General features: G+C 71.1%; 14 protein-coding genes. 11 read left to right on the top strand and 3 right to left on the bottom strand.

Features of this window, described 5'->3' with window-relative positions:
• Window position 1 precedes the first annotated feature (1 nt).
• From AB5J87_RS29340 to metK, 11 genes are all read left to right on the top strand, one after another.
• The gene (locus tag AB5J87_RS29340) at window positions 2-1288 is read left to right on the top strand and encodes a dihydroorotase (protein WP_369380861.1); all 1287 of its coding nucleotides are present in this window, start codon (window positions 2-4) and stop codon (window positions 1286-1288) included.
• Window positions 1285-1875 carry a hypothetical protein gene (locus AB5J87_RS29345; RefSeq protein ID WP_369380863.1) on the top strand — a complete coding sequence of 197 codons (591 nt, stop codon included), beginning with the start codon at window positions 1285-1287 and terminating at the stop codon, window positions 1873-1875. Before AB5J87_RS29340 ends, AB5J87_RS29345 begins: the two co-directional genes overlap by 4 nt.
• Window positions 1872-3014, top strand: coding sequence for a glutamine-hydrolyzing carbamoyl-phosphate synthase small subunit (carA, locus tag AB5J87_RS29350; protein ID WP_369380865.1), 1143 nt, complete (start codon window positions 1872-1874; stop codon window positions 3012-3014). The genes AB5J87_RS29345 and carA overlap by 4 nt, the downstream gene beginning before the upstream one ends.
• The gene (gene carB, locus AB5J87_RS29355; protein ID WP_369380867.1) at window positions 3007-6315 is read left to right on the top strand and encodes a carbamoyl-phosphate synthase large subunit; all 3309 of its coding nucleotides are present in this window, start codon (window positions 3007-3009) and stop codon (window positions 6313-6315) included. Before carA ends, carB begins: the two co-directional genes overlap by 8 nt.
• A 56-nt stretch (window positions 6316-6371) precedes the next feature.
• Window positions 6372-7481 carry a quinone-dependent dihydroorotate dehydrogenase gene (locus AB5J87_RS29360; RefSeq protein ID WP_369380870.1) on the top strand — a complete coding sequence of 370 codons (1110 nt, stop codon included), beginning with the start codon at window positions 6372-6374 and terminating at the stop codon, window positions 7479-7481.
• Complete coding sequence (gene pyrF / locus AB5J87_RS29365) at window positions 7478-8329, top strand: orotidine-5'-phosphate decarboxylase (RefSeq protein ID WP_369380871.1); 852 nt, start codon at window positions 7478-7480, stop codon at window positions 8327-8329. The genes AB5J87_RS29360 and pyrF overlap by 4 nt, the downstream gene beginning before the upstream one ends.
• 275 nt (window positions 8330-8604) lie before the next feature.
• The gene (locus AB5J87_RS29370) at window positions 8605-8928 is read left to right on the top strand and encodes an integration host factor (protein WP_369380874.1); all 324 of its coding nucleotides are present in this window, start codon (window positions 8605-8607) and stop codon (window positions 8926-8928) included.
• 38 nt (window positions 8929-8966) lie between these two features.
• Window positions 8967-9560, top strand: a complete 594-nt coding sequence (gene gmk, locus AB5J87_RS29375; protein ID WP_369380875.1) for a guanylate kinase — start codon at window positions 8967-8969, stop codon at window positions 9558-9560.
• A gap of 26 nt (window positions 9561-9586) precedes the next feature.
• A complete protein-coding gene (gene rpoZ / locus AB5J87_RS29380) occupies window positions 9587-9859 on the top strand; it encodes a DNA-directed RNA polymerase subunit omega (RefSeq protein WP_005319902.1) in 273 nt (90 codons plus the stop codon).
• Window positions 9860-9951: 92 nt separating this feature from the next.
• The gene (gene coaBC / locus AB5J87_RS29385; RefSeq protein WP_369380876.1) at window positions 9952-11154 is read left to right on the top strand and encodes a bifunctional phosphopantothenoylcysteine decarboxylase/phosphopantothenate--cysteine ligase CoaBC; all 1203 of its coding nucleotides are present in this window, start codon (window positions 9952-9954) and stop codon (window positions 11152-11154) included.
• 241 nt (window positions 11155-11395) lie between these two features.
• Window positions 11396-12604, top strand: coding sequence for a methionine adenosyltransferase (metK, locus tag AB5J87_RS29390; protein WP_369380879.1), 1209 nt, complete (start codon window positions 11396-11398; stop codon window positions 12602-12604).
• Window positions 12605-12691: 87 nt separating this feature from the next.
• On the opposite strand, the gene AB5J87_RS29395 is transcribed toward metK, so the two are convergent.
• The 3 genes from AB5J87_RS29395 to AB5J87_RS29405 are packed head-to-tail and all read right to left on the bottom strand — an operon-like array spanning window position 12692 to window position 16454.
• On the bottom strand, window positions 12692-13801 hold the full coding sequence (locus AB5J87_RS29395; protein ID WP_369380881.1) for a hypothetical protein: 1110 nt from the start codon (window positions 13799-13801) through the stop codon (window positions 12692-12694).
• Between the two features lie 26 nt (window positions 13802-13827).
• A complete protein-coding gene (locus tag AB5J87_RS29400) occupies window positions 13828-15774 on the bottom strand; it encodes a hypothetical protein (protein WP_369380882.1) in 1947 nt (648 codons plus the stop codon).
• Entirely contained in the window at window positions 15771-16454 is a 684-nt protein-coding gene (locus AB5J87_RS29405; protein WP_369380885.1) for a TIR domain-containing protein, read from the bottom strand. Before AB5J87_RS29405 ends, AB5J87_RS29400 begins: the two co-directional genes overlap by 4 nt.
• Between the last annotated feature and the right edge of the window lie 33 nt (window positions 16455-16487).

Here is a 16487-nt window from a genome sequence, read left to right on the forward strand (position 1 = left end):
CATGAGCAAGATCCTCATCCGTGGTGCGAAGGTGCTGGGCGGCGAGGTCCAGGACGTCCTGATCGACGGCGAGACGATCGCGGCCGTCGGCAGCGGGCTCTCCGACGAGGGCGCCCGGGTGATCGAGGCCGACGGGCAGGTCCTGCTGCCGGGCCTGGTCGACCTCCACACCCATCTGCGCGAGCCGGGCCGCGAGGACTCCGAGACGGTGCTGACCGGCACCCAGGCCGCCGCCCGCGGCGGCTACACCTCGGTGTTCGCCATGGCCAACACCTTCCCGGTCGCCGACACCGCGGGCGTCGTCGAGCAGGTCTGGCGCCTCGGCCGCGAGCACGGCTACTGCGACGTGCAGCCCATCGGCGCCGTCACCGTCGGCCTGGAGGGCAAGCAGCTCGCCGAGCTCGGCGCGATGCACGACTCGGCCGCCGGGGTCACCGTCTTCTCCGACGACGGCAAGTGCGTCGACGACGCCGTGATCATGCGCCGCGCCCTGGAGTACGTGAAGGCGTTCGGCGGCGTCGTCGCCCAGCACGCCCAGGAGCCGCGCCTCACCGAGGGCGCCCAGATGAACGAGGGCGTCGTCTCCGCCGAGCTGGGCCTGGGCGGCTGGCCCGCCGTCGCCGAGGAGTCGATCATCGCCCGGGACGTCCTGCTCGCCGAGCACGTCGGCTCCCGGGTGCACATCTGCCACCTCTCCACGGCCGGCTCGGTCGAGATCGTCCGCTGGGCCAAGTCGCGCGGCATCGACGTCACCGCCGAGGTCACCCCGCACCACCTGCTCCTCACCGACGAGCTGGTCCGCTCGTACAACCCGGTCTACAAGGTGAACCCGCCGCTGCGCACCGAGGCCGACGTCATGGCGCTGCGCGAGGCGCTCGCGGACGGCACGATCGACATCGTCGCCACCGACCACGCCCCGCACCCGCACGAGGACAAGGACTGCGAGTGGGCCGCGGCGGCCATGGGCATGGTGGGCCTGGAGACGGCGCTCTCCGTCGTCCAGCACACGATGGTCGACTCGGGGCTGATGAACTGGGCGGACGTCGCCGACCGGATGTCCTTCAAGCCCGCCCGGATCGGCAACGCCGACGACCACGGCCGCCCCGTCTCGGCAGGCGAGCCCGCCAACCTGACGCTGGTGGATCCGGCATACCGTGGTCCCGTGAACCCCGCGGGCTTCGCCTCCCGCAGCCGCAACACCCCCTATGAGGGCCGTGAGCTGCCGGGACGCGTCACCCACACCTTCCTGCGGGGCAGGGCGACGGTCGCGGACGGGAAGCTGGCATGACACCTGCACTCTTCAATCTCGGCGTGAGCGCGCTGGCGGCCGAGCAGAAGTCGGCCGAGGTGACGCACTGGGGGGCCCGGATCGCCTGGGTCGTCGGCGTGCTGATCTTCGTCGGCTTCGTCTACTGGTTGATGCGCCAGGGCTGGAAGTGGCGCGGCACCCTCCAGTCGGACCTGCCGGAGCTGCCCGCCGTGCCCAAGGCGACCGGTCCGGCGACACTGAGCATGAGCGGGCGCTACCACGGCTCCACCACGGCCGGGCAGTGGCTCGACCGGATCGTCGCGCACGGCCTGGGCGTGCGCAGCAGGGCCGAGCTCACCCTGTCGGCCGAGGGCGTGCACGTCGTACGGCCCGGGGCGAACGACTTCTTCATCCCGGCCGAGGCGCTGCGCGAGGCCAGGTCCGAGAAGGCGATCGCCGGAAAGGTCCTCCCGGAGGGCGGCCTGCTGGTCGTCACCTGGGCCCACGGCGACAAGCTGATCGACTCCGGCTTCCGATCCGACCGGGCGTCCGAGCACGCCGCCTGGATCGAGGCCATCAACTCCATGAACCACCCCACCACCACGACGGAAGGCGCCGCACGATGACGACCTCCACCAGGGGAGCCGCCAGGGTTCCCGCAGTCCTCGTCCTGGAGGACGGCCGTACGTTCCACGGCCGTGCCTACGGGGCCGTGGGGGTGACCTTCGGCGAGGCCGTCTTCTCCACCGGTATGACCGGCTACCAGGAGACCCTCACCGACCCGTCGTACCACCGCCAGGTCGTCGTGATGACCGCGCCGCACGTCGGCAACACCGGCGTCAACGACGAGGACCCCGAGTCGGGGCGCATCTGGGTCGCCGGCTACGTCGTGCGCGACCCCGCCCGCGTCGCCTCCAACTGGCGCTCGCAGCGCTCGCTGGACGAGGAGCTGCGCCGCCAGGGCGTCGTCGGGATCTCCGGCATCGACACCCGCGCCCTCACCCGCCATCTGCGCGAGCGCGGCGCGATGCGCGTCGGCATCTTCTCCGGCAACGCGCTGCCCGACGAGGGCACCATGCTGACCGAGGTCCGCCAGGCCCCCGAGATGCAGGGCGCGGACCTCTCCGCCGAGGTCGCCACCAAGGAGGCGTACGTCGTCCCGGCGATCGGCGAGAAGAAGTTCACCGTCGCCGCCGTGGACCTCGGCATCAAGGGCATGACCCCGCACCGGATGGCCGAGCGCGGCATCGAGGTGCACGTGCTGCCCGCCACCGCCACCGTGGAGGACGTGTACGCGGTCTCCCCGGACGGCGTGTTCTTCTCCAACGGCCCGGGCGACCCGGCCACCGCCGACGGCCCCGTCGCCGTCATGAAGGCCGTCCTGGAGCGCAGGACCCCGCTCTTCGGCATCTGCTTCGGCAACCAGATCCTCGGCCGCGCCCTCGGCTTCGGCACCTACAAGCTGAAGTACGGCCACCGGGGCATCAACCAGCCCGTGCAGGACCGTACGACCGGCAAGGTCGAGGTCACCGCGCACAACCACGGCTTCGCCGTCGACGCGCCCCTCGACAAGGTCTCCGAGACCCCCTTCGGCCGCGCCGAGGTCTCCCACGTCTGCCTGAACGACCAGGTCGTGGAGGGCCTCCAGCTGCTCGACCAGCCTGCCTTCTCCGTCCAGTACCACCCCGAAGCGGCTGCCGGCCCGCACGACGCCGCGTACCTCTTCGACCGCTTCGTATCCCTGATGGAGGCCGAGCGTGCCTAAGCGCACCGATATCCAGTCCGTCCTGGTCATCGGCTCCGGCCCGATCGTCATCGGCCAGGCAGCGGAGTTCGACTACTCCGGCACGCAGGCGTGCCGGGTGCTCAAGGCCGAGGGCCTGCGGGTCATCCTGGTGAACTCCAACCCGGCCACGATCATGACCGACCCGGAGATCGCCGACGCCACCTACGTCGAGCCGATCACCCCCGAGTTCGTCGAGAAGATCATCGCCAAGGAGCGCCCGGACGCGCTGCTTCCCACCCTCGGCGGCCAGACCGCGCTCAACACCGCGATCTCCATGCACGAGCAGGGTGTGCTGGAGAAGTACGGTGTCGAGCTGATCGGCGCCAATGTCGAGGCGATCAACAAGGGCGAGGACCGCGACCTCTTCAAGGGCGTCGTGGAGGCCGTCAAGGCCAAGATCGGCTACGGCGAGTCCGCCCGCTCGGTCATCTGCCACTCCATGGACGACGTCCTCAAGGGCGTCGAGACGCTGGGCGGCTACCCGGTCGTGGTGCGCCCGTCCTTCACCATGGGCGGCGCCGGTTCCGGTTTCGCGCACGACGAGGAGGAGCTGCGCCGCATCGCCGGCCAGGGCCTGACGCTCTCCCCGACCACCGAGGTGCTCCTGGAGGAGTCCATCCTCGGCTGGAAGGAGTACGAGCTGGAGCTGATGCGCGACACCAAGGACAACGTGGTGGTCGTCTGCTCCATCGAGAACTTCGACCCCATGGGCGTGCACACCGGTGACTCCATCACCGTCGCCCCGGCTATGACGCTGACCGACCGCGAGTACCAGCGGCTGCGGGACATCGGCATCGCGATCATCCGCGAGGTCGGTGTCGACACCGGCGGCTGCAACATCCAGTTCGCCATCGACCCCACCGACGGCCGGGTCATCGTCATCGAGATGAACCCGCGCGTCTCGCGCTCCTCGGCCCTGGCGTCCAAGGCGACCGGCTTCCCGATCGCGAAGATCGCGGCCAAGCTCGCCATCGGCTACACGCTGGACGAGGTCCCGAACGACATCACGGAGAAGACCCCGGCCTCGTTCGAGCCGACCCTGGACTACGTGGTGGTCAAGGCCCCGCGGTTCGCCTTCGAGAAGTTCCCGAGCGCCGACTCGACCCTCACCACGACCATGAAGTCGGTCGGCGAGGCGATGGCGATCGGCCGCAACTTCACCGAGGCGCTGCAGAAGGCGCTGCGCTCGCTGGAGAAGAAGGGCTCGCAGTTCACCTTCGTGGGCGAGGTCGGCGAGAAGGCCGAGCTGCTGCGCGAGGCGGTGCGCCCCACCGACGGCCGCATCAACACCGTGATGCAGGCGATCCGCGCGGGCGCCACCCCCGAGGAGGTCTTCGACGCCACGAGGATCGACCCGTGGTTCGTCGACCAGCTCTTCCTGATCAAGGAGATCGCCGACGAGCTGACCGACGCCGACAAGCTGGAGCCGGCCCTGCTGGCCGAGGCCAAGCGGCACGGCTTCTCCGACGCCCAGATCGCCGAGATCCGGGGCCTGCGCGAGGACGTGGTGCGCGAGGTCCGCCACGCGCTGGGCGTGCGCCCGGTCTACAAGACGGTCGACACCTGCGCGGCGGAGTTCGCGGCGAAGACCCCGTACTTCTACTCCTCCTACGACGAGGAGTCCGAGGTCGCCCCGCGCACCCGGCCCGCCGTGATCATCCTGGGCTCCGGCCCGAACCGCATCGGCCAGGGCATCGAGTTCGACTACTCCTGTGTCCACGCCTCCTTCGCGCTGAGCGAGGCGGGCTACGAGACGGTGATGGTCAACTGCAACCCGGAGACCGTCTCCACCGACTACGACACCTCCGACCGCCTCTACTTCGAGCCGCTGACCCTCGAGGACGTGCTGGAGATCGTGCACGCCGAGTCGCTGGCCGGCCCGATCGCGGGCGTGGTGGTCCAGCTCGGCGGCCAGACCCCGCTGGGCCTGGCGCAGGCGCTCAAGGACAACGGCGTGCCCGTGGTGGGCACCTCCCCGGAGGCCATCCACGCCGCCGAGGACCGCGGCGCCTTCGGCCGCGTCCTGGCGGAGGCCGGGCTGCCCGCCCCGAAGCACGGCACCGCCACCACCTTCGCGGGTGCGAAGGCGATCGCGGACGAGATCGGCTACCCGGTGCTGGTGCGCCCCTCGTACGTGCTGGGCGGACGGGGCATGGAGATCGTCTACGACGAGACCCGCCTGGAGTCCTACATCGCCGAGTCCACCGAGATCAGCCCGACCCGGCCGGTCCTGGTCGACCGGTTCCTGGACGACGCGATCGAGATCGACGTGGACGCCCTCTACGACGGCACCGAGCTCTACCTCGGCGGCGTCATGGAGCACATCGAGGAGGCCGGCATCCACTCCGGCGACTCGGCGTGCGCGCTGCCCCCGATCACGCTCGGCGGCTTCGACATCAAGCGGCTGCGCGCCTCCACCGAGGCCATCGCCAAGGGCGTCGGCGTGCGCGGTCTGATCAACATCCAGTTCGCGATGGCGGGGGACATCCTCTACGTCCTGGAGGCCAACCCGCGCGCCTCGCGGACCGTCCCCTTCACCTCGAAGGCGACCGCGGTGCCGCTGGCCAAGGCCGCCGCCCGCATCTCGCTGGGCGCCACCGTCGCCCAGCTGCGCGAGGAGGGCCTGCTGCCGAAGAACGGCGACGGCGGCACCCTGCCGCTGGACGCGCCGATCTCCGTCAAGGAGGCCGTGATGCCGTGGAGCCGCTTCCGCGACGTCCACGGCCGCGGCGTGGACACCGTCCTGGGCCCGGAGATGCGCTCCACCGGCGAGGTCATGGGCATCGACTCCGTCTTCGGCACCGCCTACGCCAAGTCGCAGGCCGGGGCGTACGGCCCGCTGCCCACCAAGGGCCGCGCGTTCATCTCGGTCGCCAACCGCGACAAGCGCACGATGATCTTCCCGGCGCGCGAGCTGGTCGCCCACGGCTTCGAGCTCCTGGCCACCTCCGGCACCGCCGAGGTGCTGCGCCGCAACGGCATCAACGCCACCGTGGTGCGCAAGCTCAGCGAGGGCGAGGGCCCGCAGGGCGAGAAGACGATCGTCCAGCTGATCCACGACGGCCAGGTCGACCTGATCGTCAACACCCCGTACGGCACCGGCGGCCGGCTCGACGGCTACGAGATCCGTACCGCGGCGGTGGCCCGCAGCGTCCCCTGCCTCACCACGGTCCAGGCGCTCGCCGCCGCCGTCCAGGGCATCGACGCGCTCAACCGCGGTGACGTGGGAGTGCGTTCGCTCCAGGAACACGCGGAGCACCTGACCGCGGCCCGCGACTAGCAGACGCCCGAGGGGGACACCGGAAACGGTGTCCCCCTCCGCATGAGGACTACGACATGTACAAGCTCTTCTTCCACCTGGTCTTCAAGCGGATGGACCCGGAGCAGGCCCACCACCTGGCCTTCCGCTGGATCCGTCTGGCGGCCCGGATCCCCGTCCTGCGCACCTTCGTCGCGGCGGCGCTCGCGCCCCGGTACCGCGAGCTGCGCACCGAGGCGCTCGGCCTGCGCATGCACGGCCCGTTCGGCCTGGCGGCCGGCTTCGACAAGAACGCCGTGGCCGTCGACGGCATGGCGATGCTGGGCTTCGACCACGTCGAGATCGGCACCGTCACCGGCGAGCCCCAGCCCGGCAACCCCAAGAAGCGGCTGTTCCGGCTGGTCCAGGACCGCGCGCTGATCAACCGCATGGGCTTCAACAACGAGGGCTCGGCGGCCGTGGCCGAGCGCCTGGCGGCCCGCGAGGCGGTCTTCCGCACGACGGTCGGCGTCAACATCGGCAAGACCAAGGTCGTCCCCGAGGAGGACGCCGCCGCCGACTACGTGAAGTCGACCGAGCGGCTCGCCGCGCACGCCGACTACCTGGTCGTCAACGTCTCCTCGCCCAACACGCCCGGACTGCGCAACCTCCAGGCGACCGAGTCGCTGCGCCCGCTGCTCACCGCGGTGCGCGAGGCCGCCGACCGCACGGTCACCGATCGCCGGGTCCCGCTGCTCGTCAAGATCGCCCCGGACCTCGCCGACGAGGACGTGGACGCGGTCGCCGACCTGGCCGTCGAGCTCGGCCTGGACGGCATCATCGCCACCAACACCACCATCGCCCGCGAGGGCCTCGGCCTGAAGTCCGACCCGGCCCTGGTGAAGGAGACCGGCGGACTCTCCGGCGCGCCCCTCAAGGAGCGCTCCCTGGAGGTCCTGGGCCGCCTCTACGCGCGCGTGGGCGACGAGATCACCCTGATCGGCGTCGGCGGCATCGAGACGGCCGAGGACGCCTGGCAGCGCATCCTCGCGGGCGCCACCCTGGTCCAGGGCTACAGCGCCTTCATCTACCAGGGCCCCTTCTGGGGCCGGGCGATCCACAAGGGCCTCGCGGCCCGGCTCGCCGCCTCCCCGTACGCCACCCTCGCCGAGGCCGTCGGCGCCGAGACCCGAAAGGCGAACGCATGAGCACCAGCACCCCGGAGCCCTTCGGCGCCCGGCTGCGCCGGGCCATGGACGAGCGCGGCCCGCTCTGCGTCGGCATCGACCCGCACGCCTCGCTCCTGGCGGACTGGGGGCTCTCCGACGACATCGACGGCCTGGAGCGGTTCTCCCGCACGGTCGTGGAGGCCCTGGCCGACCAGGTGGCCGTCTTCAAGCCGCAGGTGGCCTTCTTCGAGCGGTTCGGCTCGCGCGGCGTCGCGGTCCTGGAGCGGACCGTGGCGGACGCCCGGGAGGCCGGCACGCTGGTCCTGATGGACGCCAAGCGCGGTGACATCGGCTCCACCATGGCCGCCTACGCCGAGGCGTTCCTGCGCCCCGGCTCGCCGCTCCTCTCGGACGCGCTCACCGTCTCGCCCTACCTCGGCTACGGCTCGCTGGGGCCCGCCGTGGAGCTGGCCCGGGAGACCGGGGCCGGGCTGTTCGTGCTGGCCCTGACCTCCAACCCGGAGGGCGCGGAGGTGCAGCGGGCGGTGCGCGAGGACGGCCGCAGCATCGGCGCGACCATGCTGGCCCACCTGGCGGACGAGAACGCGGACGCGGCCCCGATGGGCTCCTTCGGCGCCGTCGTGGGGGCCACCCTGGGCGATCTGTCGACGTTCGACCTGGACATCAACGGGCCGCTGCTGGCCCCCGGCATCGGGGCGCAGGGCGCGACCGCCGCGGACCTGCCCGCGGTCTTCGGCGCGGCCGTCGCCAACGTGGTGCCGAACGTCAGCCGGGGTGTTCTGCGTCACGGTCCCGACCTCGCGGGCCTGCGGGGTTCGGCGGCCCGGTTCGCGGACGAGATCCGCGCGGCGGTGGCGTCGGTCTGACGCCGCCGGGGTGCGGGTTGCGGCCACGCGCGGCAAACGTTGACGCATTCCTTACCCAAAACCCGGGTGTTATGTCGCGAATGTCCTGGTCGGCACAGGCTGACCAGGACTTTTCGTCTGTTCTCGCTGACGGGAGCGGTTGTGGCCGCTAGTCTCCGACGAGAGCAGGGGTGAGCGCACGTGCTTCGTGCGTCGCTCGTTGCTCGCCTGGTGTGGGGCGACTAGGTTCCTCACCGGTCCGTATCCGACAGTTCGACATCCGAGGTGACGTAGGCGTGGCTCTTCCGCCCCTTACCCCTGAACAGCGCGCAGCCGCGCTCGAAAAGGCCGCCGCGGCTCGCCGGGAGCGGGCCGAGGTCAAGAATCGACTCAAGCACTCCGGTGCCTCCCTCCACGACGTGATCCAGCAGGGTCAGAAGAACGACGTCATCGGCAAGATGAAGGTCTCCGCCCTCCTCGAGTCCCTGCCCGGCGTGGGCAAGGTCCGCGCCAAGCAGATCATGGAGCGCCTGGGGATCTCCGAGAGCCGCCGTGTGCGGGGTCTCGGCTCCAACCAGATCGCATCCCTTGAGCGCGAGTTCGGCGGCGCCGGGGCCTGACGTCCCGGGCACCCCCGGGAAGCTGGAATAATCGCTGCATGGCAGCAACACCCCGGGGGTCATCCCCCGTACCCCCGGACGCACGTCCGCGGCTGACCGTGCTCTCCGGCCCCTCCGGGGTCGGCAAGAGCACGGTCGTCGCCCATATGCGCAAGGTTCACCCCGAGGTATGGCTCTCGGTGTCGGCGACGACCCGCAAGCCGCGCCCCGGCGAACGCAACGGCGTCCACTACTTCTTCGTGGACGACGAGGAATTCGACAAGCTGGTCGCCAACGGCGATCTGCTGGAGTGGGCCGAATTCGCGGGCAACCGCTACGGCACGCCCCGCCGCGCCGTCCTGGACCGCCTGGAGGCCGGTGAGCCGGTCCTCCTGGAGATCGACCTCCAGGGCGCCCGGCTGGTCCGCGAGTCGATGCCGGAGGCCCAGCTGGTCTTCCTGGCGCCGCCGAGCTGGGACGAGCTGGTCCGCCGGCTCACCGGCCGCGGCACCGAGGCGCCGGACGTCATCGAACGCCGCCTCGCCGCCGCCAAGGTGGAGCTCGCCGCGGAGTCCGAGTTCGACATCACCCTGGTCAACACCTCCGTCGAGGATGTAGCGCGCGAGCTGCTAGCCTTGATGAAAGTTGTTTGATCTTTAATCCCCTTCGGAAGGCAGACGTGTCCTCTTCCATCACCGCGCCCGAGGGCATCATCAACCCGCCGATTGATGAGCTGCTCGAAGCAACCGACTCGAAGTACAGCCTCGTGATCTACGCGGCCAAGCGCGCCCGTCAGATCAACGCGTACTACTCGCAGCTCGGTGAGGGCCTGCTGGAGTACGTCGGCCCGCTGGTGGACACCCACGTCCACGAGAAGCCGCTCTCCATCGCGCTTCGCGAGATCAACGCGGGTCTGCTGACCTCCGAGGCCATCGAGGGCCCGGCCCAGTAAGGCCCCGTACGTGTGACCACAGGCCCGGCAGAGCGACTGCCGGGCCTGTGGTGTGTCATAGGGGAGTACGTATCCGAATGCGGGGAGACGCGGTGGACAAGCCGAAGGTCGTTCTGGGGGTCAGCGGCGGGATCGCCGCCTACAAGGCGTGCGAGCTGCTGCGCAGACTGACCGAGTCCGGGCACGACACGCGCGTGGTGCCGACCGCGTCCGCGCTGCACTTCGTGGGCGCGGCCACCTGGTCCGCGCTCAGCGGGCACCCCGTCTCCACCGAGGTGTGGGACGACGTGCACCAGGTGCCGCACGTGCGCATCGGCCAGGAGGCCGACCTCGTGGTGGTCGCGCCCGCCACCGCCGACATGCTGGCCAAGGCGGCCCACGGCCTCGCCGACGACCTGCTCACCAACACCCTGCTCACCGCCCGCTGTCCGGTCGTCTTCGCGCCCGCCATGCACACCGAGATGTGGGAGCACCCCGCCACCCAGGAGAACGTGGCGACGCTGCGCCGCCGGGGCGCGGTCGTCATCGAGCCCGCGGTGGGCCGCCTCACCGGCGTGGACACCGGCAAGGGGCGGCTGCCCGACCCCGCCGAGATCTTCGAGGTCTGCCGCCGGGTGCTCGCCCGGGGCGCCGGCGGACGGGACCTGGAGGGCCGCCACGTGGTGGTCAGCGCGGGCGGCACGCGCGAGCCGCTGGACCCGGTCCGCTATCTGGGGAACCGTTCCTCCGGGAAGCAGGGGTACGCCCTGGCCCGGACCGCCGTGGCCCGGGGCGCCCGCGTCACCCTGGTCGAGGCCAACACCGGGCTGCCCGATCCGGCGGGCGTGGACGTGGTGCGGGTCGGCACCGCTGTGCAACTGCGGGAGGCGGTCCTGAAGGCCGCCGCCGACGCGGACGCGGTGGTCATGGCCGCGGCCGTCGCCGATTTCCGGCCCGAGTCGTACGCGGCCGGGAAGATCAAGAAGAAGGACGGACAGGAGCCCGCGCCGCTCGCCCTCGTCCGCAACCCGGACGTCCTCGCCGAGCTCTCCGCCGACCGGCCGCGGCCCGGCCAGGTGGTCGTCGGATTCGCCGCCGAGACCGACGACGTCCTCGCCAACGGCCGCCACAAGCTCGCCCGCAAGGGCTGTGACCTGCTGGTCGTCAATGAGGTGGGGGAGCGCAAGACCTTCGGCTCGGAGGAGAACGAGGCGGTGGTCCTGGCCGCCGACGGCACCGAGACCCCGGTCCCGTACGGCCCCAAGGAGGGGCTCGCCGACATGGTCTGGGATCTTGTCGTTCCGCGTTTCGCATAAATTCACGTTCACCGCACCGGCCGCTCCGAACCCGCCAAATTCCATGGCGGCAGGCTCTGGTGAGGGCCGTTCGCCGTATTGCAGAATGCGGTGTCCCAGGTCACAGAGCTTTCAATGTGCGAGACAAGTGGTCCGGTGACCGGTACCGACCGATAAACTGGTCGTGGAACGACGCCGGGCGCAGCCCCCGGCCCGTCCCACCCATGATCAGCCAGCAGCCGCTGCAACCCCAGGGAGCGTTGTGTCCCGTCGTCTGTTCACCTCGGAGTCCGTGACCGAGGGTCACCCCGACAAGATCGCTGACCAGATCAGCGACACGATCCTCGACGCGCTTCTGCGCGAGGACCCCACGTCCCGTGTCGCCGTGGAGACGTTGATCACCACGGGCCTGGTGCACGTGGCGGGCGAGGTCACGACCAAGGCGTACGCGCCGATCGCCCAGCTGGTCCGCGAGAAGATCCTGGAGATCGGGTACGACTCGTCGAAGAAGGGCTTCGACGGCGCGTCCTGCGGCGTCTCGGTCTCGATCGGCGCCCAGTCCCCCGACATCGCGCAGGGCGTCGACACGGCGTACGAGAAGCGCGTCGAGGGCGACGAGGACGAGCTCGACAAGCAGGGCGCCGGCGACCAGGGCCTGATGTTCGGCTACGCCTGCGACGAGACGCCCGAGCTGATGCCGCTCCCGATCCACCTGGCGCACCGGCTCTCCCGCCGGCTCTCCGAGGTGCGCAAGAACGGGACCATCCCCTACCTGCGCCCCGACGGCAAGACCCAGGTCACCATCGAGTACGACGGCGACAAGGCCGTCCGCCTGGACACCGTCGTCGTCTCCTCGCAGCACGCCAGCGACATCGACCTGGACTCGCTGCTCGCGCCCGACATCCGCGAGTTCGTCGTTGAGCACGTCCTGGGGCAACTCGTCGAGGACGGCATCAAGCTGGACACCGACGGCTACCGCCTGCTGGTGAACCCGACCGGCCGCTTCGAGATCGGCGGCCCGATGGGCGACGCCGGCCTCACCGGCCGCAAGATCATCATCGACACCTACGGCGGCATGGCCCGCCACGGCGGCGGCGCCTTCTCCGGCAAGGACCCGTCCAAGGTCGACCGCTCCGCCGCGTACGCGATGCGCTGGGTGGCGAAGAACGTCGTCGCCGCCGGCCTCGCCGCCCGCTGCGAGGTCCAGGTCGCGTACGCGATCGGCAAGGCCGAGCCGGTCGGTCTGTTCGTCGAGACCTTCGGCACCAACACGATCGACACGGACAAGATCGAGTCCGCCATCGCCGAGGTCTTCGACCTCCGCCCGGCCGCGATCATCCGCGACCTCGACCTGCTCCGCCCGATCTACGCCCAGACGGCCGCCTACGGCCACTTCGGCCGCGAGCTCCCCGACTTCACCTGGGAGCGCACGGACCGCGTGGACGCGCTCAAGGCGGCGGCCGGGCTGTAGCCCCGCGCCCCAAGGCCCCGCACCGGCCCCGGACCTTCTCGGTCCGGGGCCGGTGCGCGTTTCGCGGCCCGGGGCGGGCCGTACCGCTCAGAGCGGCCGGTGGTCCGCCGCCGGGGGCTCACCGGGCGGCTCGTCCGGGGCGTGGCCGGGCGCGGGCGGTTGGTCGACATGGCGTTTGATCGCTTCTGCGGCCTGGGGACGGCCGTGCTTGTCGGCGATGTCGGCGAGACGTTCCGCGAAGAGCAACAGGTCCGGATCGTCCGGCCCGAACCCGAACCAGCCCAGCAGATCCGCCACCGGCACGTCGGCCTCCGCGTCGGCCGCCTCCGGAGAGAACGGTTCTTCCGGAGCCGGGCCCGGGGCCGTCGACGTCTGCTCCGCCGTGCCATGAAGCGCTCCCGGGGGCGGGGGGAGCAGGTGCTGGAACTCGGGAGCGACCTCCTCGTTGTTGGCCGCGGCGGTCAGCCGGGCCAGCACGCCGATCCGGTCGACCGCCGCCTCGACCTTCTCCTCGTTCCTGGCCAGCCACCACACGACCGCACTGCCGGTGTCCTTCAGGACGTCATTGCCCAGATAGGCGCGCTTGTTGCGCTCGTGATTGCGCTCGTGCTCCCAGACGTCCTCGTCCTTGCGCACGGCGGAGAGCTTGGCCAGCCGCTCCAGATCCGTGCCGGGCAGGCTCAGCGACACGTCCTGCGCCATGGCGAGCACCCGTCCCGTCCGGTCCGGCCGCATCACCCCCAGCGCGCCGTCCAGAGCGTGCTGCGCCAGCGCGCTCCGCGTCGGGGGCTGCACGGCGGTGATCTCGCGCGCCCGCTTGAGGACGGCGTCGACGGCGAGTCCGGCCGGGTTGATCAGCGGGGCGCCGTCCGGCGGGTCCAGCAGCGCCCAGCGGACCGTGGCGGAGAACACGAAGTCGTAGTCGGCCACGCAGCTGGGCAGGACCACGTCGCTCACGCGCTCCTCCTGGCGTGGGGCCGTCGGAATGGGAAGATCCGGCTCCAGCATGAGTTCGCGCGGGAACTCCTCGCTGTCCCGCCCGATCACCCGGTGGACCAGCACGGCTACGGCGACCAGCAAGGCACCCAGTGCGGGCCAGGCCCAGCGGGGCCAGTGCAAGGCGATTCCCGCGATGACGAGGATCAGCCCGGACAACAGAGTGACGAAGACGGTCATGGTCTTGCGACCCGAGCTCATCACGTTTCCTCCCCCGGAGAGTGGTGTCACACGGCGGAGCCCAGGTCATCGAGCCCCTGAGCCGAATTGATCTTCTGAAGCAGACTGGCGCCCACACCGCCACGGCTCGCGGAGGCGTTCCGGCCCGACCGTTCCCACTCGCGCGCGACCCGGTAGAGGGTGCCGAGCGCCGCAGGAGCGTGTCCGCACGCCGTGACCAGCACGTTCAGCAGCCGGTCTCGGTCCGGGGCGGCCGTACCGCCGGCGAACCAGCGCTCCGCGTAAGGGCGCCAGTCGTCGACGGAGACCCGCCGGAACACCACCGCCCAGCCATACGTGAGCCCGTCCCGCACATCGCGCGCGCCCAACGAGCCGACGGGGGAGGTGAGTTCGAGGAAAAGGGTGAGATCCCTCTCCCAGCGCCCGTCGGCCAGATCGCGTCCGATGCGCTGGAGGAGCAGGCGGTACATGAGGTGGTCGGTGCGGGTGAAGCCGAGCAGCGCGGTGCGGGCGGTGGCGGCGGCCTGGCCGGAGGCCCGCCGGTCGAGATGGTGCAGACGCACCAGTGCCTGATGCGGGTGGGTGCGCCGCATGGCCTCCGAGCAGACCAGGACGAGTACCTGCTTGAGGTTCTGCGGCAGGTGGCGGTTGGTCGACCACTCGTAGATCTGGCGGCGGAACACCTGGCCGAACCGCTCGTGCGCGAGGCCGTGCACCAGGGCCTGCGCCGCGTCGGGGATGAGCCGGGCCTCGCCGCTGTCGCGGGTCCACGACTCGGCGAGCCGGAGCAGGTCCTGGGGCCGCCCGGACGCCTGGCAGTGCTCCGCGAACCGGGCTATCACCGGGCTGTGTGCCTCCTGGTCGAGCTGGGGCCAGGCCACGCACTCACCGACCCATCGGCTGAGCTGCTCGCTCAGGTCGGGAAAGTACGTACGGAAGTGCACACGGACGGCGTGGTCGTACTGCTGGGTCCGGAACCGCACACAGCCGTCGTCCCCGGTCTCCGCACCCAGCGCGGTCAGCTCCGCGTTCAGGTCGGTGTGCTCCAGCCGCGGCCGTTCGTCGGGGGGATGCGCCAGTGTGCGCAGCAGCGTCGAAGCGGCATGGAAGACCGTGGCGGGTGTGGACCCGTGGAACATGGCCAGCGCGAGCAGAAGCGCCCGCTCCCGGCCCGCGCCATGGGCGGCGATGTCGGCCGCGACCCGGGCGCTGTGGTCCGCGAGCCGTTCGAGAGCCGCATCGCGCCAGCCCGCGAAGCCCCCCGCCGTCCCGTCGTCCCGCAGCCGCCGGATGCGGTCGGCCAGGTCGGCGACGTCGCGCAGCGGCGCCTGCGTCAGGTAGGTGGTGAGTCCGGGGGAGTTCAGGTCGGCCGCCGCCGGGCGGATGTCGGCGCGCTGGAGGTGGCGGGCGAGCACCTCACCGGCCGACGGCCGTCCTATCTCCACCGTGTAGGGCAGCAGATCGCTTCGCTGCAGGTAGGCGAGGTGGTACGGGAGCACCATGGCCAGATGGGCACCGTGTTCGGCCAGTTTGGCGTGGAAGGCGTGCAGTCGGTCCTGGACGGAGAGGTAGCGCGTCTCGTCGGCCACCGACAGGTCCAGGAGCAGCCGGTCGCCCGCGGACACGGTGACCGCCTCCAGCGTGGACCCCTCGTCGTCCTCGGTGTCGGGCAACTCGTAGAAGCCGCCCTTTCCCGCCGGGAGTTCGTGCAGCAGGGTCAGCGCGGTGGCCCGTCTCCCGGCCCCCGTCGGCCCCGCGATCAGTACCATCGAGCCCTGGTCGAGCAGGTCGCGGGCCTCACGCATGCGCGGCGGGGCCACGAACCGCTCGTACAGCCGTGTGCGGGCGTCCTCGGCGATGCTCCGGCGGTCGGGCCCTGTTCGGGACCGGACCCGCTCCGCGGCTGCCGCCAGGAAGAAGTTGAGCTGGGCTCCTTCGCCGGTGTGGACGCCTCCACTGGCCTCGTTGATGTACGCGCCCAGGTACTCGCTCACCAGCCGGTCCCGGCCGTGTCGGAGCCGTTGATCTGATCGCCGGAGCCGGTGTGCATCGGGCCGTGCGACTCGTTGACGAAGGTGCCGACATCACCGTTGACGTTGCCGATTCCGCCCCGCTGCCCCTTGGTGCGCACCTCCGGACGTGCCGTTCGGGGCTCCGGCCGTCGGTCGGCTGTCCGGCGCCGGTCGAGCGCGGCCAGCTCCGGCACCTGCCGGGCCAGCCGGTCGCCGATCCGGGCGAGGTCCGTGTCGGCGGTACGGGTGGAGACCATCCGCTCGTACTGGCAGTCGGCGAGCCCCGCCAGGGACTTCGGCAGGCGGCGCCGGTCGAGCTGCTCCATGTGCCGCCCCATCAGGACCGGAACGACCAGCACGCCCGAGGTGAATGCCTCCTCGATCTCGCGCCGAACCCAGTCCCGCGGATTCTGCAGCGCCCTTCGGGCCGGCCGCTTGCGGTCCGGGCAGTCCATCCACCCCGGGCCGATGAGCGCGATCAGCACGCGGCAGCGGCGGACGCCGTCGATCAGGGCGTCGTTGGCGTCGGCGCCCAGGTCGATCGACTTCTGGGCGCGGAAGATGCTCTCCGTGCCGAACCGGGCCGACAGCTGGGTGTCGCAGATGTAGGCGGCCTCCTTGCCGCCGCCGTGGGTGCGGTAGTTGAGGAAGAGCTCGTGCACGGGACTGTCCCTTCGACGGATTGTCCGAGCTGT

The organism is Streptomyces sp. cg36 (assembly GCF_041080675.1).
GTDB lineage: Bacteria > Actinomycetota > Actinomycetes > Streptomycetales > Streptomycetaceae > Streptomyces.